Source organism: Pontibacter saemangeumensis (assembly GCF_039541895.1).
In the GTDB taxonomy this organism is placed as follows: domain Bacteria; phylum Bacteroidota; class Bacteroidia; order Cytophagales; family Hymenobacteraceae; genus Pontibacter; species Pontibacter saemangeumensis.
Genome location: NZ_BAABHC010000005.1, coordinates 97,541 through 123,816 on the forward strand (window position 1 = coordinate 97,541; position 26,276 = coordinate 123,816).

Consider the following 26,276-nt stretch of genomic DNA (forward strand, 5'->3'; position numbering starts at 1 on the left):
AAAGTATATGCAAAGCCTCAGTGTCACCATCGATTCTAATTCCGGATTCTGCTTCGGCGTAGTCTACGCCATCCAGATGGCGGAGGATATCCTGGAGGAGCAGGGATACCTGTATTGCCTGGGTGATATCGTGCACAATGACGAGGAGGTGGCGCGGCTGCAGAAACGCGGCCTGCGCATCATCGACCACGCCAGGATGGCCGAGCTGCACGATGAGGCGGTGCTGATACGCGCGCACGGCGAACCCCCCGAAACTTACCAGCTTGCCCTGAAAAACAACCTCACGCTCATCGACGCCTCCTGCCCGGTGGTGCTGAAGCTCCAGAACCGCATCAAAACCAGCTTCGACAAAAAAGACAAGATCTTCATATATGGCAAGCACGGTCATGCTGAGGTCATGGGCCTGCTCGGGCAGACGAGCAACGAGGCCGTTGTGTTTGAGAGCATGACGGAGCTGCTGCAGCACGAGCTGCCCCACAACATCACCCTCTACAGCCAGACCACCAAAAGCACCGACAGCTTCTACCGCATCAAAGGGGAACTGGAGGAGCGGGGCTACGAGGTAAACGCCAACGATACCATTTGCCGGCAGGTCTCCAACCGCGACAAGGATCTGCGCAAGTTTGCCGCCAAGTTCGACAAGATCATCTTCGTGTCCGGCACCAAGTCCTCGAATGGCAAGGTGCTGTACCAGGTCTGCAAGGACACGAACCCGGCCACTTACTTTATATCCCGAGTGGATGAATTACGGCCGGAGTGGTTCAAGGCAGGGGACAGCGTGGGCATCTGCGGGGCCACCTCCACGCCCATGTGGCTGATGGAAACCGTTCGGGACGCGCTGGAGCAGCTTGAGTGGTGAAGCTGGAAGCAGGAGAAGTCTTGAGTTGATTAGTTAACAGAGCAGGCATATACAAAGAGCAGGTATATAGAAATTAAATGGCGGGAAAGAGGCGAAAAGATTACCGGGGTGTGGTGATAGCGGCAGTGATTGTGGCGCTGTGGGCCGGGCTGCTGGCGTACCTGCTGCAATGGCCAGCCTCCTTTGCCTCCCCGATGACGTACCTGTTTGTGTTGCTGCAAACGCACCTCTACACCGGCCTTTTCATCACCGCCCACGATGCCATGCACGGTGTCGTTGCGCCCGGCCGTCCCAAGTTGAACAAAGCCATCGGCACGACTACCGCCTTCCTGTTTGCCTACAACTGGTACCCGCGCCTGCTGCCACGGCACCACCAGCACCACCGCCACGTCGCTACCGACGCCGACCCCGACTACCATTCCGGCGCTTTCTGGCCCTGGTATTTCAGTTTCCTGAAGCAGTATATCACCTGGTGGCAGTTGCTCCTGATGGCCATCACATTCAATGCGCTGAAACTGTTCTTCCCGCTGGAGAATGTTGTTCTGTTCTGGATGCTGCCGGCCATACTGGCCACATTCCAGCTTTTCTATTTCGGAACGTATTTGCCGCACCGCGGCGAGCACCCCGAGGACAACCCCCACAAATCCGGGACGCAGGCTAAAAACCACGTCTGGGCCTTTGTGAGCTGCTATTTCTTCGGCTATCACTACGAGCACCACGACAAGCCCTACCTGCCCTGGTGGCAGTTGCACAAAACAAAAAGCTAAGGGCTGCCACTGTATCTGATATAAGGGTGTATGTAAATAAAGAATGACGCAACAGCCGCCATGAAAGTGACGTAACCTAAGGGATTTATCTGCAGCATGCGGCTATTTCTTCCATCTAAAAAAACCCTTAGCTTATGAAAGTCTCATCTTCCGGTGCTGTGTTGTTCCTGGCCTTGCTGTTTTTTCAGTTATCATCCCATCCGGCCTCAGCGCAGGGTTCTTTTGGCAGCGACGAGCCAACCTCGTTGAGGGCCAGCGTTAATTTTGTCTGGCTCTCTGACTTCGACAGCCAGGGACTTTCGTTCAGCAACCGCCTGCACCACTACCTCGGTGAGCGCTTCGGGGCGGGCTTAACCCTGGGCTTGCTCTCCAGTTCGCGTTTCGACAAGGTAAAGGATATCTATACCATCAAAAGCACCTATTACATGTGGGGGGTGGAGGGGACCTTCGATGTGCTCAAAAATGAAACGGTTGCTTTCCGGCTGGGCGCCGGTCCTGCGGCCCGCCATCGCTCCGAGATTTCGACGGAAGATGAGGTCGGCGGCACCAAGGATGGCTCTGTTTCCCATATCCGGACCGCAGATGTGGGCGTAACCGCCTTCATCGAAAATGACTTTGGCATTTTCCGGAACGGCATGGCAGGCGGGCGGGTAGAGTATATGTACTATACCAAGGGAACACCCGTGCTTTCAGTTGGCCTGCATGTTGGCTATAGCTTCTGATAACATAGAATTGTACCTAAACAGAAGAGGGACCGGTTAGCGGTCCCTCTTCTGTTTAGGCGGCAGCCTGTTTAATGGGCTCCTTTTTTGCAGCAGTCGTCCAGGCGGTTGTAAGCACGTTCGTCGGCTGGCTTGCCATCCGCATCGTAGCCTGTCTCCGTCACGGCCTTACGCACATTGTCAACGCTTGTCTTGCGGCTGTCGAACACCACTGTCAGCACCTTTGAGTCCACGTCCAGCGACGACGACTTCACGCCTTTCTCATAAGCCATTGCCTTCTCGAGCGTTTTCTTACACATGTCGCACACGGCCGAAGTCTTGAATTGCACCGTTTCCTGTTTCTTGCCCTGTGTCTGAGCACTGGCACTCATACTCACCAAAGCGACAAGCATCGATACAAGCAGCATTTTTACTTTTGTCATAAAGCTAGTTTGTTGGGTTGATATACAAATTTATAAAGTTTAATCGATCTTAAAACGCAGTCCGGTATATAGCACACGGCCAGTGATTGGACCCCACACCATGCTGGCATCAAAACCCGGGCCAAAAGGATCGGCGGCACCTACAATGGGGTTAGGCTGCCGGTAATTGAACAGGTTCTCGCCGCCTATATATACTTCCCAGCGTTTGAAGGCTCTGGTAATCTGCGCATTCGTCGTCAGGAACTTGTCGGAAGTGTGCATGCCGCCACCCTGCGCCCCTTCCATGGGAGCCAGCGGCATCAGCCCGAAATACTGCGTGGTGAGGTCGGCGCGCCACTTGTCGAACGGCGTGGCGAAGCCCAGGTTCACAAAGAAGCGGTGCTCCGGTATCATGGGCTTTTGCACCAGCTGACCACTGTAGGTCGCTTTCACATCGAAGTATTTATAGGCGGCCTTCACGTCCAGTCCCTTCGCCACTTCGTACTGCAGTTCTGCCTGGAAACTCTTGGAGAACGAGCGCCCGCGCAGGTTATAGAATTGCACCTTTTGCGGGGCAGAGTACATATCGGCCACCACCTGGTTCTGGAAGGTGGTATAGTAATAATCCGTGACGAATGTGCCGGGCCTGCCGCCAAATTCAAAATAATGCGTGAGGGACCCGCCCAGGTTCCACGCTTTTTCCGGCTGCAGGTCCTCGTTGAACTGGATGGCCCGGGAACTGACCAGGACTGCTGTGTTCTCGGCGATAGGGTTGGCCACTCTGAATCCCTTGCCAGCCGCCAGCCGGAAGATCGTGTTCTTGGTGGCGTCGAACTTCACATTGAGCCTTGGCGTGAAAACGGTGCCATACAGGTTATGGAAGTCCAGGCGGGAGCCGGCCACCACCGTCAGGTTGCCGGAGTTGTTGTATATATATTCCACGAAGGCCCCCGGCACGCGCTCTGTCCGGCCAAAGGTGCTGTCGGTTAAGGTTTCGGAGTAGCTGTCGTAGTTGTAGCTGAGGCCGGCTTTGTACGTATGGCCGGTGTGCCCGATGATGGACTGGAAGATCAGGCGCGCGGAGGCGCTGTTCTGCTCCCCGTCATAATTACGCAAACCATACGCGGAATCGAAGAGATGGTGTTCCACCGAGGTGATGGCCCCGATGCTTTGGTAAGGCTTCCCCGGGAAAGTGTAAGAGGTCTTGTTGTACGCCGACACCCTGTCCGTCTCCGATCGGGTCCCGTAGGAGAGTTGCTGCTCCTGGGGCACGTCTTCGTCAAACCCGAGTTGCCCGCCAACCTTCGTCTCGCGCAGCGCACCCACCCCAAACTCCGACACAACCGCCTCGTTCTGGTACTTCCACTTGTTGAATACATTGTACTGCGTGCCCAGCGAGAGGTCCATGAAGCCGTCCTTGTTGCGGTCCACGCGGTTGCCCAGGTGGTCGGTGTGCAGCATCAGGATGGTGCTCCACTTTTTGCCCAGGTTGGTGGCCACATTCACATTGGCATCCAGGCGGGCCAGGCTGTTGCCATATAGGTTTACGTACAGGCGCTCCGCCTTGGCCGGGTCCTTCAGCAGCACATTCACCTGGCCTGAAACAGATTCATAGCCGTTCAGTACAGAGCCAGTGCCTTTGATGATGTCAATGGATTCGATGTAGGTGCCTGAGAGGTAGTTGAGGCGGTACGGCGTGGCAAGCCCGCGCAGCGTGGGCACGTTGTCGGTTGTCAGCAGCGTGTAAGAGCCGTCCAGCCCCAGCATCTGGATCTGCTTCGCCCCCGATACCGCATCCGTGGTAGACACCTCTACCGAGGCGTTTGTCTCAAAACTCTCCGCCAGGTTACAGCAGGCCGATTTCTCCAGGTCACGGGAGGTGATAATTTGGGAATTGGTGGGAGTGAGGGAGGAGTAGCGTGCCTGCTGGCCCTCTACCACCACTTCCTTTAGTGCGCCGGTGGCGGTCAGCGGAATGGTGACGGTCTCTTTTCCGGCCACCTGTATGGTGTCGGGCTCGTAGCCGATATAGGTGACGATTACCGCCTGCGTCAGCGCATCCTGCTTTTGCAGCACAAAGCCTCCGGAGGCATCTGTAGCCGTGCCGATGCCGGTGCCTTGCCACACCACGTTGGCGCCGATCAGCGGCATGGCGGAATTGGCACTGTCTACCACTTTGCCCTTCAGTTGCTGTGCGCTGGCAGACAGGGTAGCGGTTAATATGGCGAACAGAGCCGCGCTAAAGCGCAGCCAGTTGCCAGAACTTTTAAGTAACATGTTTCTTTTTTTGATTTTCAGACAAATAGAAAGGAGACTGCCCTTGTCATATAGCCGGGCAACCTGTTTGGTAAAGGTCTGAAAACTAAACAATCAGCACCTGCAGGCGGTGCAGGAGGCTGCGGCCATACAGCGGCGGGGAGGAGTTAGAATAGGCGGGAAGCCGCTGGTCCGCACCAGGGCGGTAAAGCCAGGGCGTGCCGTGCAGTGTGCCAGCGGCAGGCAACAAAACCGGCAGCGCTGGGAGCGCCGCCTTTTGCGCAGCCACTGTCGCTACCTTGGTGTAAGAGACCTCGACGGAGCAGCAATCCTCCCCGGCCGAAGCGCAGTTTTTCCCACAGCTTTCGCCCGCATGCGCGAGCACTTCCACGGTGCGGAGGCCCGTCATCAGGCACAGTTGCTCGGTCAGCGCAATGCCCACAGACCCGAGCAGGACGCACAGGGCGAGCAGGAGCGGAACGGTATGGTGCAACAGCCTTTTCACGTTACAAATATACACAATCCTCTCCACTTTCTCCCACCCGCACCACTTTCCCCCACTTTTGCTGTTGTTCAGAGGGATCTATTATTAGTTGTTTTATATATAAACCATATATATCTGATAAATAGTAGGTTAAATAATGTAGGGTCGTAGTATAAGCAAACCCTGGAGCAGGTGCAAATAAACTTATGCCCAAAATATAGACGGCAGAATGTGGATAATGTGGATAAGTGGGGTGGATAACCATAATTTATCCACAAAGTGGTAAAAAGTGGGAGATTGTGGTTGCTGTGTTTTCCTGAATCGCTACATTTGTACAGTCCGAAATCTATACGGTCTAAACCTCGAAGCCTATGAATTTTCTCTCTGGCGAGTATGAGTGCAAGATTGACCCGAAAGGAAGATTGGTTTTACCTGCAAAGATAAAAACCAACCTGCCGGAGGAGTCTGGCAATCATGTGGTGCTGATGAGAGGATTTGAGCCGTGCCTGGTGCTGTACCCGAAAGCGGAGTGGAAGGTGATATATGACAAGGTGGCCGGGCTGAATGAGTTCAACGAGGAGTACCGCCACTTTCAGCGGAACTTCTTCCGGGGGAACACCGAGATTGAACTGGATGGCACAGGCCGTTTCATCGTGCCGAGAACCATGGCGCGCTTTGCGGAACTGGACAAAGAGGCGATTGTGGTAGGCCTTGGGAACCGCGTGGAAATCTGGAACCCGGACCGCTACGAGGATTTCCTGATCAAGGACCAGCAGAATTTCTCACAGCTCGCCCAGAAGTTTTTGGGTGATAAACCGGCTGAAGAGCCATTGATATAGTTCATGGAGTACCATCGCCCGGTCATGTTAGAGGAGTCTGTAGAGGCGTTGGCTATTAAGCCGGACGGTGTCTATGTAGATGTGACTTTTGGCGGCGGCGGGCACTCGGCGCTCATCGCAAGCAAGCTTACAACCGGTAAGCTATATGGTTTCGACCAGGACCGTGACGCGGAGCAAGAGGCAAAGAAACTGGGCAACAGCACCTTTCAGTTTGTGCTCGCCAACTTCCGGGACCTGAAAAAGTACCTGCGCCTCTACCGCGTGACAGCGGTAGACGGCATTCTGGCCGACCTGGGGGTTTCTTCGCACCAGTTTGACGTGCCGGAGCGCGGCTTCTCTACCCGCTTCGACGGGCCGCTGGACATGCGCATGAACCCGGAGACGGGTATTACGGCTCAGCAAGTGCTCGAAACCTATTCGGAGGAGCAACTGCACCGCATCTTCGGCATATATGGCGAAGTGAAAAACGCGAAGACGCTGGCCCGCACCGTGGTGGAGAACCGGAACAGGCTGCCGCTACACACGATCAGCGAGTTTAAGCAGGCGATAAGCTCCTGCACACCCAGGGGCAAAGAGAATAAGTACCTGGCGCAGGTTTTCCAGGCGCTCCGCATCGAGGTGAACGACGAGATGAAGGCGCTGGAGGAACTGCTGGAGCAGGCGACCGAACTGCTGAAGCCGGGAGGCCGGCTGGTGGTTATTTCTTACCACTCGCTGGAAGACAGGCTGGTGAAGAACTATATAGGCAAAGGAAAGTTTTTTGGAGAGGTGGAGAAAGACCTTTTCGGCAACGAGATAAAGCCGCTGGAGGCGGTGCACCGCAAACCGATTACGCCAACCGAGCAGGAGCTGCTGCAGAACAGCCGCTCCCGAAGCGCCAAGCTTAGGGTGGCAGAAAAAAAGGAGGAGAGCGTGCGAAAGTAAAGCATACGATTAGCTAAAGGGGGGATTTTTATGGCTTCAAACGTACTAACAAGGAGAGCAGCCGCACCCAAGGGAAACCTGGCGCGTGTGAAGCCAGAGCCTGCTGAGGCGCCAAAGGTCAAAAAAGGCCGGGGCTTCAGCATTTTCGCGCTGCTTGACAAGTATGCCAACGTGGATGCCTTGTTCGAGCACGGCGTGCCGCTCAAGTTTATGCCGCACGTCCTGTTCCTGACAGGCATTACCCTTTTCTATATCGGCAACACCCACTTCGCCGAGAAGACCATCCGCAAGATCGACAAAACCAAAGTAGAGACAGAAGACCTACGCGCAGACTTCACGACGCTCAAGTCAGAGTACATGGAGGCCAGCAAGCAATCGGAGGTGGCCCGCAACGTGGCGCCCCTCGGCCTGATCGAAAGTTCATCCCCACCTTACCAAGTGATCGTGCCTGCCGATGAATATTAAGAAATCCATACTGGTTCGGGTAAGGGTGGCATTCCTGTTGGTATGCCTTTTTGCGTGTGCGATCGTTTACAAAATCGTGCAGATCCAGTTCATGGACGGGCAGAAGTGGAAGAGCATCTCCAAAGAGCGCCGCATCTACTACAAGCCGGTCGCGGCCACGCGCGGCAACATTTTCTCCGACAACGGCAGCATCCTGGCCACCTCATTGCCTTTCTACCGTGTGGCCATCGACCCCACGGTGGCGAAAGCCGAAGTGTTCAACAGCGGCGTCGACTCGCTCGGCCTGCTGCTCTCCAGGTTCTACGGGGATAAGTCTGCGGACCACTACCGGCGCAAGATCAAGAACGCCCGCCACTCCGACCGCCAGTACATCCGCCTGAACAGCCGCCAGATCAATTACCAGGAGAAGAAGATGATGGCGAAGTGGCCGATCTTCCGCGAGGGAAAAGGCAGGGGCGGCGTTATTTTCGAAAAAGTAGAAAAGCGCTTCAAGCCATTCGGGATCCTGGCCGACCGTACCATCGGCTTTATCAACGAGGACAAGAATGGCGCAGGGCTGGAGTTCAGCTTCAACAACAATTTGGCGGGAACCGACGGTGAGGCGCTTTTCGAGCGCATCGCCGGGGGCAGCAAACCGATCTATGACGGCACCGATGTAAAGCCGCAGCATGGCTACGACATCAAAACCACCATCGACATCAACCTGCAGGACGTGGCCGAGAATGCCCTGTATAAAGCGCTGGAGAGAACCAACGCGGAGTACGGCTGTGTGATTATGATGGAGGTGAAGACGGGCGAGATAAAGGCCATCGCCAACCTCGGGAAAACCAAGGGCGGCTATATAGAGGATTATAATTACGCGGTGGGCAACCAGGGCCGGACGGAGCCGGGTTCTACCTTTAAGCTGGCCTCCATGATGGCGCTCTTCGAGCACGCGCCGCACGTGAAGCTGACTGACACGATCGATACCGGCAATGGCCGCTACCGCATCAAGAACACCTATATGTCGGATGCCAAAATCAACGGCTACGGCAAGATAACGGTGCAGCAGGTGTTCGAGAAATCCTCCAACATTGGCGTGGCCAAACTGATGGAGGAAAACTTCAGCCAGTCCCAGCAGGCCTATGTCGATTACCTGCACAAGTTCGGACTGGGCAGTACGCTGGGCTTCCAGATGGACGGCGAGGCACGGCCCTATATGAAGAGCCCGCAGGATAAGAACTGGTACGGTACCACGCTCACGTCCATGGCCATTGGATATGAGACAAAGATCTCCCCGCTGCAGACACTGGCGCTCTATAACGCTGTAGCCAACAACGGGGTAAAGGTGCAGCCCATCATAGTAAAGGAAATCCGGAAGGCAGATAACGTTATCCAGTCGTTCAGCACCCGCGTGCTGATTGACAAGATATGCTCTGACGAAACGCTGAAGAAGCTGAAAATGATGCTGGAAGGCGTGGTGACGCATGGCACGGCGAAGAACATCCTTAGTAGCGATTACAAGATAGCGGGCAAGACCGGTACGGCACGTAAAGTGAAGGACGGCAAATATGTCCGGGAGTACTCCACCTCCTTCGCAGGCTACTTCCCGGCAGACAATCCCAAATACTCCTGCATCGTGATCATCGACAGCCCGAAAGGCGTGAACGTGTACGGCGGGGACGTGGCGGCGCCGGTGTTTAAGGAACTGGCCGATAAAGCCTATGCCCGCGACCTGGCCATGCACCAGCCGCTGCAGGCGCGCGTGGTGCCGGACAAAGAGAGCCTTCCGCTGGTGAAAGCCGGTAATTTCGATGACTTGTCTGTGATCCTGAATAAGATCGGGATCAGCAACCACGCCACAGCAGGGCAGGACGAAGAGTGGGTGAAAGTAGAGCAGCAGCGCCGCTCGCTCAACTTTACGGCCAACCCGGTGCTGGAGGGCAAAGTGCCGGACGTAACGGGCATGACGCTGCGCGACGCCCTCTTTATACTGGGCAATCAGCACCTGGAGGTGAACGTGGAGGGCTCGGGCAAACGGGTGCAGAAGCAGTCGGTGGAACCGGGCACGGATATCATCAAAGACAAGAACATAACGATTACGCTGAGCTGATGCAGTTGCTACAAACCATACTCCAAGATGTAAATGTGCTGGACGCCCGCGGCCCGCTGGAGGTGCCGGTGGCTGCTATCACGTTCGATTCGCGCCAGGTGCGGGAGGGTGTGGTGTTTGTGGCCGTGCGCGGGGCGCAGACTGACGGACACGATTATATAGCCAAAGCCGAAGAGGCAAACGCGGCTGCCATTGTGTGTGAGCAGTTGCCGGCGCAACTGCAGCAGGATATAACGTATGTGCTGGTCGAGAACTCGGCACAGGCGCTGGGGCAAATGGCGGCTGCCTTTTACGGGCATCCCTCCAGGAAACTGAAGTTGGTGGGCGTGACGGGCACCAACGGTAAAACAACGTCCGTCACGCTGCTGCACCGCTTGTTCCGGGAATTGGGCTACCATGTGGGGCTGCTGTCCACGGTGCAGAACCAGATTGACGAAGAAGTGATCCCGGCCACGCACACCACCCCGGATGCCGTGAAACTCAACGAGCTGCTGGCGCAGATGGTGAAAGCCGGCTGCACGCATTGTTTCATGGAGGTGAGTTCGCACGCCATGGTGCAGCAGCGCGTGGCGGGGCTGACGTTTGCTGGCGGAGTTTTCACGAACATCACCCACGACCACCTGGATTACCACGGCACGTTCGACGAGTATATAAAGGCGAAGAAGTCTTTCTTCGATATGCTGCCGAAAGGTGCTTTTGCGCTCATCAACGCAGACGACAAGCGCGGGCCGGTGATGGTGCAGAACACCAAAGCCGAGGTGCGTTATTTCGCGCTTCGCAAGGCCGTGGACTTTAAGGCCCGCATCATCGACAACACGCTGCAGGGGCTGCACCTGGAGGTGGACGGCCACGAGATATGGTGCAAGCTGATCGGGGCCTTCAATGCCTACAACCTGCTGGGCGCCTATGGCGTGGCGGTGCTGCTGGGCGAGGACCCGATGGAGGCGCTAACCGTGCTGTCAAGCTTGAATTCTGCGGTGGGCCGCTTCGATTACATCATTTCGGAAGGCCAGATCACGGGCATCGTGGACTATGCCCACACGCCGGATGCGCTGGAGAACGTGCTGAATACGATACAGCAGATCCGGAACCCGACCCAGAAGGTGATCACACTGGTAGGCTGCGGCGGCAACCGCGATGCGGCCAAGCGGCCCCTGATGGCGGATATTGCCTGCCGCCTCAGCGATAAGGTAATCCTGACGTCGGACAACCCGCGCTTTGAGGAGCCGCAGGCCATTTTAGAAGATATGCAGAAAGGCGTGAAGCCGCTCGATTATAAAAAGACCCTCTCTGTGCTGGACAGAAGGGAAGCCATTAAAACGGCCTGCATGCTGGCCGAGCCAAACGATATCATCCTGGTGGCTGGCAAAGGCCACGAGACATACCAGGAGGTGAAAGGCGTGAGATATGAGTTTGATGACAAGCAGGTCTTGCGCCAGATGTTCCAGCAACTAGGGAAATAGCCAGAATCACAGCGTACAGAATAAATAGCCAAAGGTAACCGAATACGTTTTAATGCTTTACTACCTCTTTACATACCTTGACCGGGAGTTCGACCTGTTCGGCGCCGGTGTATTCCAATACATCTCCTTTAGGGCGGGTATGGCTACACTGGTGTCGTTGCTGATCGCCATGATCTTCGGCGGCAGACTGATAAAGGTACTCCAGCGCAAGCAGGTGGGAGAGAGCATCCGCGACCTTGGCCTGGAGGGGCAGATGGAGAAGAAGGGGACACCAACCATGGGCGGCCTCATCATCCTGCTCGCCATCCTGGTGCCCACGCTGCTTTTTGCGCGCCTGGATAACATTTACGTGCAGCTGATGCTGGTGTCTACCATATGGCTGGGGCTCATCGGCTTTCTGGACGACTACATCAAGATTTTCAAAAAGAACAAGGAAGGGCTGGCCGGGCGCTTTAAAATCCTAGGCCAGGTGGGCCTGGGGCTGATCGTCGGCTTCACTCTGTACTTCAGCGATGACGTGACGGTGCGGCAGTATGTGTTCTCCGACGGCACTGTCTCGGCGGTGGATGCCACGAGCCGTTTCACGGATGTGAAGTCCATGATCACCACTATCCCGTTCCGCAAGAACAACGAGCTGGACTATTGCAACCTCTTCGCGTTTGCCGGCCCGCTTTTCCAGGACTGGTCGTGCTATTTATATATCCCTTTCGTGATCCTGATCATCACGGCCGTTTCCAACGGCGCCAACATCACGGACGGGATCGACGGGCTGGCCGCGGGTACCTCCGCCATCATCGGTATGACGCTGGCGATTTTCACCTACGTGTCCGGTAACACCATTTTCGCGGATTACCTCGACATCATGTTTATCCCGAACTCCGGCGAGCTGGCCATTTTCTGTCTTGCCTTCGTGGGGGCCTGCGTGGGTTTCCTTTGGTACAACACGTACCCGGCGCAGGTGTTCATGGGCGACACGGGCAGCCTGGCCATTGGCGGCATCATCGCGGTGCTGGCCCTGATCGTGCGGAAAGAACTGTTGATCCCGATACTGTGCGGCATTTTCCTGGTCGAGAACCTATCGGTGATGCTGCAGGTGAGCTACTTTAAATACACGCGCAAGAAATACGGCGAGGGCCGCCGCATCTTCAAGATGTCGCCGCTGCACCACCACTACCAGAAGTCGGGCTACCACGAGTCGAAAATTGTAGGGCGCTTCTGGATTGTGGGCATTATGCTGGCTATTCTGACGCTAGCGACTTTGAAACTGAGATAGAGACACGAACAACGAACTATGAAGATAGCGATATTGGGAGCGGGAGAGAGTGGCGTGGGGGCTGCTTTGCTGGCAAAGGCAAAGGGCCTCGAGGTGTTTGTGTCGGATATGGGTCAGATAAAGGAGCAGTATAAGGCCAAACTGGCGACGGCTGCCATTCCTTTTGAAGAGGGAAAACATACGGAGGAGCGCATCCTGGAGGCGACAGAGCTGATCAAGAGCCCGGGCATACCGGACAAGGCGCCCATCATCCAAAAGGTCATCCAGCAGGGGATACCGGTCATATCGGAGATTGAGTTTGCCGGGAGGTATACCGATGCGAAATTCATCTGCATCACGGGCACTAACGGCAAAACGACCTCTACGCTGCTGACTTACCACCTCCTGAAGAACGCCGGACTGAACGTAGGGCTGGCAGGGAACATCGGGGAGAGCCTGGCGGAGAAGGTGATCGAAGACAAGTACGAGTATTATGTGGTGGAACTGAGCAGTTTCCAGCTCGACAACATGTACGAGTTCAGGGCGCACATCGCGGTGCTCACCAACATCACCCCCGACCACCTGGACCGCTATGAGTACAGCATGGAAAAATACGCGGCCTCTAAGCTGCGTATCGCCCGGAACATGAGTAATTCTGACTATTTTATATATAACGCCGATGATCATACTATCAATCATGCGCTCGATGCTGCAACTATTAGTGGAACAAAGGTCCCCTTCACACTTCAGGGTAAAGCGGAAGCGGCAGTTACAATCGAGGAGCAGCATATAAAAATAAGCATCCCTTCTTATGAGGGAAGTGTGGATACTTCGAAATCCAGCCTGATCGGGAAGCACAACCAGTACAACACCATGGCTGCCGTGGCCGTGGCCAAGCTGCTGAAGGTGTCGGACAAAGACATTGCGCAGGCGCTGGAGACGTTCCGGAATGCGGAGCACCGGTTGCAGGAGGTAGGCGTCGCGCGGGAAGTGACCTATATCAACGACTCCAAGGCCACCAATGTGGAGGCCGTGTGGTATGCGCTGGAGGGCATCAAACAGCCGATTATATGGATCGCGGGCGGCGTGGACAAGGGCAACGACTACAGTAGTCTGGTGGATCTGGCACGTGAGAAAGTGAAAGTGCTGGTTTGCCTGGGCAAGGACAACGAAAAACTGAAGCAGGCATTCGGGAGAGTGGTGCCGATCATCGCTGAGACCACCTCCATAGAGTATGCCGTTCGCCTCAGCCGTTCCCTGGCAACGCCGGGCGATGTGGTGCTGCTGTCGCCGGCGTGCGCGAGCTTCGACCTGTTTAAAAATTACGAACACCGCGGGCAGCGTTTTAAAGAGGCTGTAGAGAAGATAGTACTGAAGAAATAGAAAACAAGCATAACCGGGGCCAAAGGTTTATGACAAAGCAGTGGGTACAGAAAAACCTGAATGGGGATGCCGTGATTTGGGGCATCGTGATCATCTTTTCGTTGATCAGTGTGGCGGTGGTGTATTCTGCGACCGGTACGCTGGCGTACAAAAAAATGGAGGGCAACACGGAATACTTCCTCTTCAAGCACTCTTTCCTGATCATCGTGGGTCTGGGCTTTATGTGGGCCGCGCACAAGATCAACTACCGTTATTACTCGAAGCTGTCGTTGCTGGCGCTGCTTTTCTCGGCCCCGCTCCTCATCATCACGTTCTTTTACGGCTCCAACATCAACGAGGCCTCCCGCTGGATCACGATCCCGGTAATCAACCAGACGTTCCAGCCCTCGGACCTGGCCAAGCTGGCGCTTATATCCTACCTGGCCAGCATGCTGTCGAAGCGGCAGCAGATTTTGCATGATGTTAAAGGGACGCTGTTGCCGATTTTCGGTTGGACGGTAGCGATCTGTGGCCTGATCGCCCTGACCAACACCTCCACGGCTGTGCTCCTCTTCGCCACGTCCATGCTGCTGATGTTCATCGGGCGCGTTCCGATGAAGTACCTGATGGGGGTGCTGGTGGTGGGCATCGTGGTGGGGGGGATAGGCCTGGCCCTGGGGCAGCGTATGGAAACGGCCATAAGCCGCGTGCAGGACTTCATGGACCCGAATGAGGTGCCTTTCCAGCTGGAGCAGTCCTATATAGCCATCGCCACGGGCGGCGTGGTGGGAAAAGGCCCCGGGAACAGCGACCAGCGCGACATTCTGCCTCACCCTTACTCAGATTTTATATACTCGATCATCCTGGAGGAATACGGCCTGATAGGCGGCGTGTCGGTGCTGTTCCTGTACCTGGCGCTGCTCTACCGCGGCCTCGTAACAGTGAGCAAGAGCAACGGCGCGTTCGGCGGGCTTTTGTCTGCCGGCGTCAGCTTCAGCCTGGTGCTGCAGGGGATGGTGAACATGGCGGTTTCCGTGGGGCTTGGCCCGATCACGGGGCTGCCGCTGCCGCTGCTGAGCATGGGCGGAACGTCCCTGATCTTCACCGGTATCTCTATCGGGATCATATTAAGTGTGAGCCGCAGCGAGGGAGACCTGGAGCGCTCTGCCATGGCCAGTACTTTGAAGACACCTGTAAACACACCCGTGAATGCCTAAGCCGCACCGACCATATCGCGTGATTATCAGCGGTGGCGGCACCGGCGGGCATATATACCCCGCCGTGGCCATTGCCAACCAACTGAAGGCCATCAGCCCCGAATCAGAGATTCTGTTTGTGGGCGCGAAGGGCCGGATGGAGATGACGCGCGTGCCGGAGGCGGGCTATAAAATAGTGGGCCTGTGGATCAGCGGGCTGCAGCGCCGCCTGACACTGGATAACCTGTCGTTCCCGTTCAAGGTGCTTTCGAGCGTGCGGGCAGCGCACAAGATTATACATGACTTTAAGCCGGATGCCGTGGTGGGCGTGGGCGGATACGCCAGCGGGCCCTTGTTATATGCGGCCACGGCCCGAAAGATACCTGCGCTGATACAGGAGCAGAACTCCTACGCCGGCATTACAAACAAGTTGCTGGCAAAGCGCGTGGGGAAAGTGTGCGTGGCCTATCCGAATATGCAGAGGTTCTTCCCGGCTGAGAAACTGGTGCTGACCGGCAACCCGGTGCGGAGCGACATCATGGGCGTGCAGCAGAAGCGGCAGGAGGCCCTGCAGCATTTCGGCCTCATCGGCACGAAGAAAACAATTCTGGTGATTGGCGGAAGCCTCGGTGCCCGCACCATTAACCACAGCATCGCCGCCGGGCTGGAGCAAATCCTGCAGGCCGGTTATCAGCTAATATGGCAAACGGGGAAGGCCTATATACCCGAGGCGAAGGCGCTGGAGGAGAAACATAACGCGCAGGATGTGCGGGCTTTCGACTTTATCAAGCGGATGGACCTGGCCTATGCGGCGGCAGACGTGGTGATTTCGAGGGCCGGGGCCTTGTCTATTTCCGAGCTTTGCCTGGCCGGGAAGCCGGCCGTGCTGGTGCCCTCGCCGAATGTGGCCGAAGACCACCAGACAAAAAATGCCATGGCCCTGGTGGCGCAGCACGCGGCGCTGCTGGTGCGGGATGTGGAGGCCGTGGAGAAACTGGTGCCAACGGCCCTGCAGTTGGCGCAGGACGAGCAGGAGCAGAAACGGTTACAGGCCAACATCCTGAAGATGGGTCGCCCGAATGCAGCGGAGGATATCGTGAACGAGCTAATAAAATTGATCAAGTGAGACTGGAGGACTATACCTATATCTACTTCTTAGGCATCGGCGGCATCGGCATGAGCGCCATCGCCCGCTGGTTCAATGCCAAAGGCTATCCGGTGTGGGGCTATGACAAGACCCGCACCCCCCTGACCGAGGCACTCGAGCAGGAGGGGGTGGTGGTGCACTACGAAGACGATGTAAACCTGCTCCCGCAGGAGGTAATGCTGCATAAAGAGAAAACGCTGGTGGTACTGACGCCTGCCATACCGGCCGAGCACACGGAGTGGGCCTACCTCAAAGAGCAGGGGTATACCATCAAAAAGCGCTCGGAGGTGCTGGGCATTATCACGGCGTCGGCCTATACGGTGGCGGTGGCGGGCACGCACGGCAAAACCACCACCTCTTCCATCGTGACGCACCTGCTGCACCATGCCGGCGTCGACTGCTCTGCCTTTCTGGGAGGGATCGCGACTAACCTCAACTCTAACCTGCTGATCGGGAAGGGCACGGCGGCGAAAGAGGTGGTGGTGGTGGAGGCGGATGAGTACGACCGGTCGTTCCTGACGCTCTTCCCGGATGTGGCAATCTTAACTTCCGCAGACCCAGACCATTTGGATATATATGGCGACAGCGAGGAACTGATCCGCACTTTCCAGCGGTTCATAAGCCAGATTAAGCCCGGAGGCTACCTGTTTCTCCATGACAGCACAGACCCGCGGCTGACAGCGCATGTGCAGGAGGGGGTGCAGGTTATAAAATACAGTTTGAACAGCGGGGATGCCTACGTGCAGGAGTTGCAGATCAACGGCCGTTGGTTCGAGTATGACACCGTGAGCCCCTTCGGGAATATAACCGGGCTGAGCCTTGGTGTTCCGGGTTTCCATAATGTGGAAAACACCCTGGCTGCCATGCTTGTGGCGCAGGTGCTGGAGGTGCCGGGGCCGCAAATTAGAAGTGGCGTGAAGTCCTTCACCGGCGTAAAGCGCCGGTTCGAATTTGTGTACGAAAACAAGGGCAAGGTATATATAGATGACTACGCGCACCACCCGAAAGAGATCGATGCGTTCATGACTTCGCTGCGTGCGCTGTATCCAAACAGCAAAATTTTAGTGATATTTCAGCCGCACCTTTTTACCCGCACGCGCGACTTCGCAGACGAGTTTGCAGAGAGCCTGAGCAAGGCCGATGAACTGATACTGCTGGATATATACCCGGCCCGTGAGAAACCGATCGAAGGTGTAACTTCGGACATCATTTTAGAGCAGGTAAAGTGTCCAATTAAGAGCCTGGTTCCAAAAGAAAAAATACTTGAAAAACTGTCCAAAAACAGCGATTTTGACGTTTTGGCCACGATTGGCGCCGGGGACATAGACACACTAGTAAAGCCGTTAAGAATTTTTTTAGAAAATAACTGCGATGGGCTTGAATAGTAAAATAAAATCTTTAATTTTTGCAGGTTGTAGCGTGGCTGCGATGGGCGGGTTGGCGGCATTTGCTTCTTCACGACAAAATGAAAAAGTATGTGAAAAAGTGTCAATAAATATTGATAATGAGTACAATAATTACTTTATTGGGGATAAGGAAGTAAGGGACTTGCTCACGCGTGAGGGAGAGCGGAAATTAGAGGGCCTGCCGAACCAGGAAATTGACCTGAAGAACCTGGAGAAGCGCATTGAGGCAAATAAATTTGTGAAGGACGCAGAGGTTTCCAGAGGCTTAGACGGGAACGTGCATGTGCAAGTAAAACAGACAAGGCCTATTGCAAGAATTATACGATCAAACCAACAGGATGTCTATATAGACGCGGAGGGCAACATACTGCCCTTGTCTGACAGATACACCGCTCGTGTAATCCCTATTACAAAGTCAGCTCTTATCAAGCCATCTGACAAAGGATTCTTTCAGGATTCTATAGGCCAGTCTTACCTTTCCCTGCTGGAGTTCATCGAGAACGACCAGTTCTGGAAAGCCCAGCTGGCCCAAATGCACATTAACGGAGAAGGAGAGGTGTCTTTCCTGCCACAGGTAGGCGAACACACCATAGAGTTCGGAAAGCCCGACAGGGTCGAGCAGAAGTTCAGGAAGTTGATGATCTTATATAAAGAAGTGCTGCCCGCCATGGGGTGGGAGCGCTATAAGAGAGTGAACTTGGAATACGAGGATCAGATAATTTGTGAATAACAGACAAAAATATGCAGAACGACAAAATAGTAGTAGGCTTGGATATTGGCACCACCAAAGTTTGCGCACTTGTAGGTCGTAAAAATGAGTTTGGCAAGCTGGAGATATTAGGGATGGGAAAGGCCGCCTCCGAGGGGGTAGTCCGTGGCATAGTGAGCAATATCGACAAAACAGTGGAAGCCATCCGCAAAGCGATTCGTCAGGCCGAGGAACAGTCGGGTATCAACATTGGCGTAGTGAACGTGGGTATTGCCGGGCAACACATAAAAAGCCTGCAGCACAACGGTAGCATCACGCGCCAGCTAACCGACCATGAGATCACGGTAGAGGATGTGAATCGCCTTACGAACGACATGTACCGGTTGGTGACGCCTCCGGGAAGCGAGATCATCCACGTGATGCCGCAGGAGTACAAGGTGGATTACGAGGAAGGGATCGTGGACCCGGTGGGGATGTCCGGGGTGCGGCTGGAGGGCAACTTCCATATCATCACGGCGCAGTCAAACGCCATCAACAACATCAACAAATGCGTGTCCCGCGCAGGCCTGGAGGTGGATCAGCTGATCCTGGAGCCGCTGGCTTCCAGCATGTCCGTGCTGAGCGAAGAGGAGAAGGAGGCAGGCGTGGCCCTGGTGGACATCGGGGGCGGTACCACGGATTTAGCGATCTTCAAGGACAATATAATCCGCCACACCGCAGTTTTACCTTTTGGGGGGAATATCATCACCTCTGACATCAAGCAGGGGTGCATGGTGATGCAAAACCAGGCAGAACAGCTGAAGGTGAAGTTCGGGAGGGCCATCGCCGATGAGGCCTCTGAGAACGAGATCGTCTCCATACCCGGTTTGCGCGACCGCACGCCCAAGGAGATATCGCTCAAGAACCTTGCCTACATTATTGAGGCGAGAATGGAAGAAATCGTGGAGTTAGTGTATGCCGAGATCGTGCGCTCTGGCTACGCGAATAGCCTGGCTGGAGGCATTGTTGTGACCGGGGGAGGATCGCAACTTCAGAACCTGGTGCAGCTGGTGGAGTATATAACGGGGATGGATACGCGTATCGGATATCCGAACGAGCACCTGGGCAGGTCTAAGATAGATGCTGTGAAGAGCCCGATGTATGCCACGAGTGTTGGGTTAGTGCTTGCCGGGTATCAGCCCCTGGACCAGCGTGTGGAAGGGTACAGCAGTGTGGATGTGCAAACTGTCAATCAGAAGCAGAAGCCGCAGCCGGAGCCGAGAAGCGCATCAGGAAACAGTAACAATGGCGGGGGAGGCCTTCTGCAGAAACTGAAAGGCTTTTTATCAGACGACATCGACAACAAACAAAGTTATTAACCCATTTTAGAGCAGGAGAAATTAGCATGAGTTCAATGTATACCTTTGACTTGCCAGCCAGCGGCAAGTCTATCATAAAAGTAATTGGCGTTGGGGGAGGTGGTAGCAATGCTGTGAACCATATGTACGGCCAAGGGATTAAGGATGTAGAGTTTATCATCTGTAACACCGACGCGCAGGCTCTGAAGAGCAGCAGCGTCCCGAATAAACTCGCCATCGGGCAGAACCTGACTGAGGGCCTTGGTGCCGGTGCAAACCCTGAAAAGGGCAAGCACGCTGCCCTGGAGAGCAAGGAAGAAATTCGGGAGATGCTCAGCAACGACACCAAAATGGTGTTCATCACGGCTGGAATGGGCGGTGGTACCGGAACTGGTGCTGCGCCCGTGATCGCCAAGGTGGCCAAAGAACTCGGCATCCTGACCGTGGGAATCGTAACGGCCCCTTTCGTATTTGAGGGCAAGAAGAAGAAGGTGGCGGCTGAGAACGGCATCAAGGAACTCAGCGAGAACTGCGATACCATCCTGGTGATCCTGAATGACAAGCTGCGCGAGATGTTCGGCAACCTGACCATCCGCGAGGCTTTTGCGAAGGCTGACAACGTGCTGACAACCGCTGCCAAATCGATAGCGGAGATCATCACCGTGACCGCCGAAGTGAACGTTGACTTTGAAGACGTGAAAACAGTAATGAAAGACTCTGGTGCTGCAGTGATGGGTTCTGCAACCACAGAGGGTGAGGGCCGTGCCCTGCGCGCCGCTGAAGAAGCGCTTTCATCTCCATTGCTCAATAACACTGACATCCACGGTGCCCAGAAAATCCTGCTTTCGATCATGTCTGGCGAGCAGGCCGAACTGGAGATGGATGAACTGACAGAAATCACGGAATACATCCAGGACAAGGCGGGCCAGGAGGCGGAGGTTATCTTCGGCCACGGCATCGACTCCTCGCTGGGCCAGAGCATCCGCGTTACCGTGATCGCCACAGGTTTCGCTGCGGACGCTGAAAGCATCATCGAGCCTAAGAAAACGATCTTTGACCTGAACAGCCAAAAAAAAATTGAGGTAGCTGAGCCTGCAAGGCCTGAGCAAGAGGTAGCCGCTTTCGTGGCGCGCCCGGTAGCCCCGGCCCCCGTGCCGCCACAGCAGCCCGCGCAGCAAGCCCCGCCGTCTCAGCCTGCCTACGAGCAGCCTGTTCGACGCCCGGAGCCACAGCCGCCGGTACAGCCGCAGCCAATCGTGTTTGAGCTGGATGGCAACGTGCACCAGAGCCCTTACAGCGCCCGTGAGGAAGAGAGCATGGCCACACGCGAGCGCGAGGCAGCCAAGCGCCTGAGCGAGGAGCGTGAACTGATGCAGCGCCGCGCGGAGGAACGACGCGAGCGTCTGCGCATGCTGAGCTCGGAAGTAACAACTGAAGCGATCAAAGAGAAACTGGACACCCCCGCTTACCTGCGCCGCAACGTGGCCTTAGACAGGGTGTCGCATTCCTCAGAGCGTAACATCTCCCGCTTCAACCTGAACGACGACAACGAAATATTAGGGGATAACCGCTTCCTGCACGACAACGTGGACTAAGCGATTATATATAGCCATATAGCCAAACAGCGAGCGCCTGCATTGTAGAATGCAGGCGCTCGCTGTTTATAGGCAGTGTCTTAACAGTCTCCTCATACAGGATAGGGTTTTGTTCAGGATGTCATACTGACGAGAACGGTATGATGGAAACCTGTTGCTCCGAGGGCAGGTCTCGAGCGCACGTGATGGAATAATTTAACCCGGTACTGAAACAACGGTGTTTATATATATAAAGCTTATCCTGAAACGCACTGATTTATACTAACTTATTTATGCTAAGTGTCCTAAACCGTCTTCCATATATGGCATTATCTTTTTGATTAAAAGGTAATGCCATTTTAACGTGACTATGTGAGGATGAATATATGAGTGATATCATATAGGGGAAACCCCTGAAACAGGGTGGGATACAATGTCCCCGGGACCTGACTCAAAAGTGCTCACCCTATTCAAGGCATCGGCCAACAGCAGGGGAAACATATTGCCGGGCGATGCTCTATCCCCTTTTTAAAACCGGATCAGTTGATCTATATGCTGCTCCAGCAGCTCGTTATATAGCTTGTTGGTGATTTGCTGGCCATCAAAGTTTTTCTCGATATGGGCGAGTTTCAGCTTCATGGCCATGATGTGCATCCCGAGGTAGTTCAGGATGTCAGTCAGGTGGCTCAGCGCAAGGCCGCTGCCCTGCATACCCGACGAGAGGCCAATCAGAGCGCCTTTCTTGTTCATAAACGGGCAGGGGTAGCTCAGGGCATCGATGAAAGCCTTTAGAACACCAGGAAAGGAGGAATTGTACTCCGGCACCACAAACAAGAACTTGTCGGCATTTTCAATCATCCGTGTCAGATTGTTGAACTGCGCGTTCTTGCCGGAGTTCGTATACATCGCCGACTCGATGAAGTCCGGTGGCAGGTCGGCCAGGTCCAGTATCTGATAGGCCACCCCGCGCTCCTTCAGCATCGATGCATATAGATTAACGATTTTCCTCGATTTAGAGCCTTTCCTGTTGGTGCCTGATATCAGTGTGATCATGTAAAGCGGGTCTTATATCTCCTCTAACAGTTTATAGCGGCATAGGTTATACATGCCGCGCATTTATATATAAACGGTCTTGTGCGGGAGATTCGGCTATACTAAAAAAAGGAAAGGCGGGAACAGTAGCTGCCCCGCCTTTCCTATGCTGTGAAACGTTCGGTTATAGGTTCTCAGAAGTGGCTTTGGCACTGATGTACTCTCTTCGGAGCATGTCGATGTTCTCCAGCGATATACCCACCGGGCACTCGGCCGCACAGGCGCCGGTATTGGTGCACGAGCCGAAGCCCTCGATGTCCATCTGCGCCACCATGTTCTCCACGCGCGTTTTGCGCTCTGTCTTGCCTTGCGGCAGCAAAGCCAGCTGCGATACCTTGGCACTCACGAACAGAATGGCAGAGGCGTTCTTACAGGCCGCCACGCAGGCACCGCACTGGATGCAGGTCGCCGCGTCGAAGGCTTTGTCCGCAATAGTCTTCGGGATGGGGATCTCGTTGGCATCGGGCACGCCGCCTGTGTTCACTGACACGTAGCCGCCTGCCTGCTGTATGCGGTCGAAAGCGGAACGGTCCACGACCAGATCCTTATGCACCGGGAAGGCTGCGGCCCGCCAGGGTTCAATGGTGATCGTTTCGCCGTCGTGGAAGTGGCGCATGTGCAGCTGGCAGGTAGTGGTGCCGCGCTCCGGGCCGTGGGCACGGCCGTTGATGAACAGGCTACACATCCCGCAGATACCCTCGCGGCAGTCGTGGTCGAAGGCGATCGGCTCCTCGCCACGCACCATCAGATCCTCGTTCAGCACATCCAGCATCTCCAGGAACGACATATCCGGGGATATGCCTTTCACAGGATACGTGACCATCTGCCCTGCTGTCTCTCTATTTTTTTGGCGCCAAACCTTAAGTGTCAGGTCCATCGGTTTAGCATTTGGATTACTTCCAGCCATTTCTTTTTGAATTAGAAATTATAAATTATGAATTAGAAATTATTAGAACTGGTATCTGTTGCAGTATCCTGCATGGCCATTCACTTCTAATTTTACATTTCTAATTTTTAATTATCAGTTATACTATTTGTAGCTACGCTGCGTCAGTTTCACGTTCTCGAACTCAAGCGCCTCCTTGTGCAGGACTGGCTCGTTTCCAACGCCCGTAAACTCCCATGCGGCTACATACGCATAGTTCTCATCGTCACGCAATGCCTCGTTTTCCGGTGTCTGTGACTCTTCGCGGAAGTGGCCGCCGCACGACTCGTTCCTGTTCAGGGCATCATCCACCATCAGCTCGCCAAGCTCGATAAAGTCGGCCACGCGGTTGGCACGCTCCAGCGTCTGGTTCAGTTCCTCGTTCACGCCGGTCACTTTCACATCGCGCCAGAACTCATCCCGCAGTTTCCGTATCTGCTGCTTCGCAAACTTCAGACCCTCCGCGTTACGGGCCATGCCGCAGTGCTCCCACATAATCAGGCCAAGCTCCTTATGGAAGTCGTCCACGGTGCGGGTGCCGTTGATAGAAAGCAACAGGTTGTTTTTAGCGATTACGGCTTGCTCTGCCTCCACAAAGGCAGGGTGGCTTGTCGGGATTTTGTCGTTTGGCTGTTTGGCTAGGTAATCCCCGATGGTGTAAGGGAGCACGAAGTAACCGTCGGCCAGGCCCTGCATCAGCGCAGAGGCACCGAGGCGGTTCGCGCCGTGGTCTGAGAAGTTACACTCGCCTGCAGCATATAAACCCGGTATGGTTGTCATCAGGTTATAGTCAACCCAAAGCCCGCCCATGGTGTAGTGCACCGCTGGGTAAATGCGCATCGGTATCTCGTAAGGGTTCTCGTCCGTGATCTTGGCATACATCTCGAAGAGGTTACCGTACTTAGCGGCGATGGCAGGCTGTCCTTCCCGCTTGATGGCGTCAGCAAAGTCGAGGTACACGGCCAGGCCCGAGGACCCAACTCCGCGGCCCTCGTCGCACACCTGCTTGGCGTTGCGGGATGCCACGTCGCGCGGCACCAGGTTACCAAATGCCGGGTACTTGCGCTCCAGGTAGTAGTCACGGTCTGCCTCGGCTATGTCAGCCACCCTTATCTCCCCTTTGCGCAGTCGCTGCGCCATCTCCACCGTCTTGGGCACCCATACACGGCCGTCGTTACGCAGCGACTCAGACATCAGCGTGAGCTTCGATTGGTAGGTACCGGAAACCGGGATACAGGTAGGGTGAATCTGGGTAAAGCAGGGGTTGGCGAACAGGGCGCCTTTTTTATATGCCCTCCAGGCCGCTGTGGCATTCGAGCCCATCGCATTGGTGGAGAGGAAGAACACGTTGCCATATCCCCCGGTAGCCAGCACGACAGCGTGTGCGCTGTGCGATTCAATGGCACCCGTAATCAGGTTACGCACCACAATGCCGCGGGCTTTGCCGTCAACCATCACCAGGTCCAGCATCTCGGTGCGCGGGAACATCTTCACCTTGCCGTAGGCAATCTGGCGGTTCAGGGCAGAGTAGGCGCCCAGCAGCAGCTGCTGGCCCGTCTGGCCGCGTGCGTAGAAGGTGCGCGACACCTGCGCGCCACCGAACGAGCGGTTGGCCAGCAAGCCGCCGTAGTCCCGGGCGAAAGGCACGCCCTGCGCCACGCACTGGTCGATGATGTTGACAGAGACCTGCGCCAGGCGGTACACGTTGGCCTCCCGGGAGCGGTAGTCCCCTCCTTTTACCGTATCATAGAAAAGACGGAAAACAGAGTCCCCGTCGTTCTGGTAATTCTTAGCGGCGTTGATACCGCCCTGTGCTGCAATAGAGTGTGCCCGGCGCGGGGAGTCCTGAAAGCAAAACGCTTTCACATTATATCCCAGCTCGCCGAAAGTGGCCGCCGCAGAGGCGCCCGCCAGGCCAGTGCCCACTACAATGATATCGTACTTGCGCTTGTTTGCCGGGTTTACCAGCTTCACATCAAATTTATGCTTATCCCACTTGTCAGCTATCGGGCCTTCCGGGATTTTGGAATCTAATATCATAGCAACTATATAAAGTAGTTATTATTTTAAGAAGAAGAAGTACAGCGGGATAATGGCAAAGCCAAGGCACACCAACACTGAAAACGCGTAACCAAACATCTGTATAAAGGGCGTGTATTTTTTATGGTCCAGGCCCAGCGTCTGGAAAGCGCTCTGGAAACCGTGGATCAGGTGATAGGCAAGGGCAACCATGGCGATGACGTAGATGGCGACATACCACCAGATCTGGAACGACTGCACCACCTTCAGGTAAAGGTTGTCATACTCCACATCCTCAATCACAACACCCTCCAGTCCACCGAAGCGGGCGGGCACAAAGAAGTTCCACAGGTGGATGATCAGGAAGACAAGGATCACGGTGCCGAGCAGGCCCATGTTGCGCGACGACCAGGTGCTGTTCTCTTCCGGGTGATTATTTACGTATCCTATAGGGCGCGCCGCCTTGTTACGGCGGGTCAGCACGATGGCGTCGTATATATGGAACAGGAACCCGGCCAGCAGCACGATTTCCATGGTGCGGATGATGGGGTTGGTGCCCATAAACCGGGAGTAAATATTGAAAGCAGCTCCTCCGTCGTTGTTAAAGAGCTGTAGGTTGCCGATCAGGTGTACTACTAAGAAAGAGCACAGGAAAAGGCCCGTCACAGACATCACGATCTTGCGCCCAACTGTACTGGAAAACGTTTTAGTAAACCAATTCATCTGTAAGAGTTATAGTTAAAGTAGACATGCTTTTTAATTCTCAAAGGTACATGCGGACCTTATATAAACCAATATTAATATCATATTTTGAATCAATCTAAATTGCTACGCGTACCACAAAATGCTATATTCTGATAACCTACTAAACTTCTATTTGTTGATAATAAAATCAAAAAGAAGGAGTTTTATTTAGAGCTTGTATATATTTCGTTTCGACAGCAAAAATGAGTGAATGGAGTGTCGATCAGGCGCCTTTCGGGCG

23 protein-coding genes are annotated in these 26,276 nt (G+C 54.9%); 16 read left to right on the plus strand and 7 right to left on the minus strand.

Annotated elements, in window-relative coordinates:
* The first annotated feature begins 7 nt into the window (after nucleotides 1-7).
* From ABD920_RS06735 to ABD920_RS06745, 3 genes are all read left to right on the plus strand, one after another.
* Nucleotides 8-859, plus strand: a complete 852-nt coding sequence (locus tag ABD920_RS06735) for a 4-hydroxy-3-methylbut-2-enyl diphosphate reductase (RefSeq protein ID WP_345157747.1) — start codon at nucleotides 8-10, stop codon at nucleotides 857-859.
* A gap of 77 nt (nucleotides 860-936) precedes the next feature.
* On the plus strand, nucleotides 937-1,626 hold the full coding sequence (locus ABD920_RS06740) for a fatty acid desaturase (protein ID WP_345157749.1): 690 nt from the start codon (nucleotides 937-939) through the stop codon (nucleotides 1,624-1,626).
* 134 nt (nucleotides 1,627-1,760) lie between these two features.
* Complete coding sequence (locus ABD920_RS06745) at nucleotides 1,761-2,348, plus strand: hypothetical protein (RefSeq protein ID WP_345157750.1); 588 nt, start codon at nucleotides 1,761-1,763, stop codon at nucleotides 2,346-2,348.
* A gap of 71 nt (nucleotides 2,349-2,419) precedes the next feature.
* On the opposite strand, the gene ABD920_RS06750 is transcribed toward ABD920_RS06745, so the two are convergent.
* From ABD920_RS06750 to ABD920_RS06760, 3 genes are all read right to left on the minus strand, one after another.
* The gene (locus tag ABD920_RS06750; protein WP_345157751.1) at nucleotides 2,420-2,770 is read right to left on the minus strand and encodes a heavy-metal-associated domain-containing protein; all 351 of its coding nucleotides are present in this window, start codon (nucleotides 2,768-2,770) and stop codon (nucleotides 2,420-2,422) included.
* A gap of 39 nt (nucleotides 2,771-2,809) precedes the next feature.
* Nucleotides 2,810-5,026, minus strand: a complete 2,217-nt coding sequence (locus ABD920_RS06755; protein WP_345157753.1) for a TonB-dependent receptor — start codon at nucleotides 5,024-5,026, stop codon at nucleotides 2,810-2,812.
* An 85-nt stretch (nucleotides 5,027-5,111) separates the two neighbouring features.
* A complete protein-coding gene (locus ABD920_RS06760; protein ID WP_345157754.1) occupies nucleotides 5,112-5,510 on the minus strand; it encodes a hypothetical protein in 399 nt (132 codons plus the stop codon).
* A 350-nt stretch (nucleotides 5,511-5,860) separates the two neighbouring features.
* Here ABD920_RS06760 and mraZ point away from each other — a divergent pair, with 350 nt between their 5' ends.
* From mraZ to ftsZ, 13 genes are all read left to right on the plus strand, one after another.
* Complete coding sequence (mraZ, locus tag ABD920_RS06765; protein WP_345157756.1) at nucleotides 5,861-6,328, plus strand: division/cell wall cluster transcriptional repressor MraZ; 468 nt, start codon at nucleotides 5,861-5,863, stop codon at nucleotides 6,326-6,328.
* Between the two features lie 3 nt (nucleotides 6,329-6,331).
* A complete protein-coding gene (gene rsmH, locus ABD920_RS06770) occupies nucleotides 6,332-7,252 on the plus strand; it encodes a 16S rRNA (cytosine(1402)-N(4))-methyltransferase RsmH (RefSeq protein WP_345157758.1) in 921 nt (306 codons plus the stop codon).
* A gap of 30 nt (nucleotides 7,253-7,282) precedes the next feature.
* On the plus strand, nucleotides 7,283-7,717 hold the full coding sequence (locus ABD920_RS06775) for an FtsL-like putative cell division protein (protein WP_345157760.1): 435 nt from the start codon (nucleotides 7,283-7,285) through the stop codon (nucleotides 7,715-7,717).
* Entirely contained in the window at nucleotides 7,707-9,809 is a 2,103-nt protein-coding gene (locus tag ABD920_RS06780; RefSeq protein WP_345157762.1) for a penicillin-binding protein, read from the plus strand. The genes ABD920_RS06775 and ABD920_RS06780 overlap by 11 nt, the downstream gene beginning before the upstream one ends.
* On the plus strand, nucleotides 9,809-11,272 hold the full coding sequence (locus ABD920_RS06785; protein WP_345157764.1) for a UDP-N-acetylmuramoyl-L-alanyl-D-glutamate--2,6-diaminopimelate ligase: 1,464 nt from the start codon (nucleotides 9,809-9,811) through the stop codon (nucleotides 11,270-11,272). Before ABD920_RS06780 ends, ABD920_RS06785 begins: the two co-directional genes overlap by 1 nt.
* Before the next feature lie 52 nt (nucleotides 11,273-11,324).
* Nucleotides 11,325-12,545 (plus strand): phospho-N-acetylmuramoyl-pentapeptide-transferase, encoded by a 1,221-nt coding sequence (mraY, locus tag ABD920_RS06790; RefSeq protein ID WP_345157766.1) that lies wholly within the window; start codon nucleotides 11,325-11,327, stop codon nucleotides 12,543-12,545.
* Between the two features lie 18 nt (nucleotides 12,546-12,563).
* Complete coding sequence (gene murD, locus ABD920_RS06795; protein ID WP_345157768.1) at nucleotides 12,564-13,907, plus strand: UDP-N-acetylmuramoyl-L-alanine--D-glutamate ligase; 1,344 nt, start codon at nucleotides 12,564-12,566, stop codon at nucleotides 13,905-13,907.
* Between the two features lie 29 nt (nucleotides 13,908-13,936).
* Nucleotides 13,937-15,103, plus strand: a complete 1,167-nt coding sequence (locus ABD920_RS06800; RefSeq protein WP_345157771.1) for an FtsW/RodA/SpoVE family cell cycle protein — start codon at nucleotides 13,937-13,939, stop codon at nucleotides 15,101-15,103.
* Nucleotides 15,096-16,208, plus strand: coding sequence for an undecaprenyldiphospho-muramoylpentapeptide beta-N-acetylglucosaminyltransferase (murG, locus tag ABD920_RS06805; protein ID WP_345157772.1), 1,113 nt, complete (start codon nucleotides 15,096-15,098; stop codon nucleotides 16,206-16,208). The genes ABD920_RS06800 and murG overlap by 8 nt, the downstream gene beginning before the upstream one ends.
* On the plus strand, nucleotides 16,205-17,614 hold the full coding sequence (gene murC / locus ABD920_RS06810) for a UDP-N-acetylmuramate--L-alanine ligase (RefSeq protein ID WP_345157774.1): 1,410 nt from the start codon (nucleotides 16,205-16,207) through the stop codon (nucleotides 17,612-17,614). Before murG ends, murC begins: the two co-directional genes overlap by 4 nt.
* 100 nt (nucleotides 17,615-17,714) lie before the next feature.
* On the plus strand, nucleotides 17,715-18,365 hold the full coding sequence (locus tag ABD920_RS06815) for a cell division protein FtsQ/DivIB (RefSeq protein WP_345157776.1): 651 nt from the start codon (nucleotides 17,715-17,717) through the stop codon (nucleotides 18,363-18,365).
* An 11-nt stretch (nucleotides 18,366-18,376) separates the two neighbouring features.
* Entirely contained in the window at nucleotides 18,377-19,702 is a 1,326-nt protein-coding gene (gene ftsA, locus ABD920_RS06820; protein WP_345157778.1) for a cell division protein FtsA, read from the plus strand.
* A 26-nt stretch (nucleotides 19,703-19,728) separates the two neighbouring features.
* Nucleotides 19,729-21,276, plus strand: a complete 1,548-nt coding sequence (gene ftsZ, locus ABD920_RS06825; RefSeq protein ID WP_345157779.1) for a cell division protein FtsZ — start codon at nucleotides 19,729-19,731, stop codon at nucleotides 21,274-21,276.
* Between the two features lie 507 nt (nucleotides 21,277-21,783).
* Here ftsZ and ABD920_RS06830 read toward each other — a convergent pair.
* The 4 genes from ABD920_RS06830 to ABD920_RS06845 form a co-directional block, all read right to left on the minus strand.
* On the minus strand, nucleotides 21,784-22,308 hold the full coding sequence (locus ABD920_RS06830; protein ID WP_345157780.1) for an NADPH-dependent FMN reductase: 525 nt from the start codon (nucleotides 22,306-22,308) through the stop codon (nucleotides 21,784-21,786).
* Between the two features lie 163 nt (nucleotides 22,309-22,471).
* On the minus strand, nucleotides 22,472-23,224 hold the full coding sequence (locus ABD920_RS06835) for a succinate dehydrogenase/fumarate reductase iron-sulfur subunit (protein ID WP_345157781.1): 753 nt from the start codon (nucleotides 23,222-23,224) through the stop codon (nucleotides 22,472-22,474).
* A gap of 153 nt (nucleotides 23,225-23,377) precedes the next feature.
* A complete protein-coding gene (locus ABD920_RS06840; RefSeq protein ID WP_345157783.1) occupies nucleotides 23,378-25,312 on the minus strand; it encodes a fumarate reductase/succinate dehydrogenase flavoprotein subunit in 1,935 nt (644 codons plus the stop codon).
* Nucleotides 25,313-25,333: 21 nt separating this feature from the next.
* Nucleotides 25,334-26,014 carry a succinate dehydrogenase cytochrome b subunit gene (locus ABD920_RS06845; protein ID WP_345157784.1) on the minus strand — a complete coding sequence of 227 codons (681 nt, stop codon included), beginning with the start codon at nucleotides 26,012-26,014 and terminating at the stop codon, nucleotides 25,334-25,336.
* Between the last annotated feature and the right edge of the window lie 262 nt (nucleotides 26,015-26,276).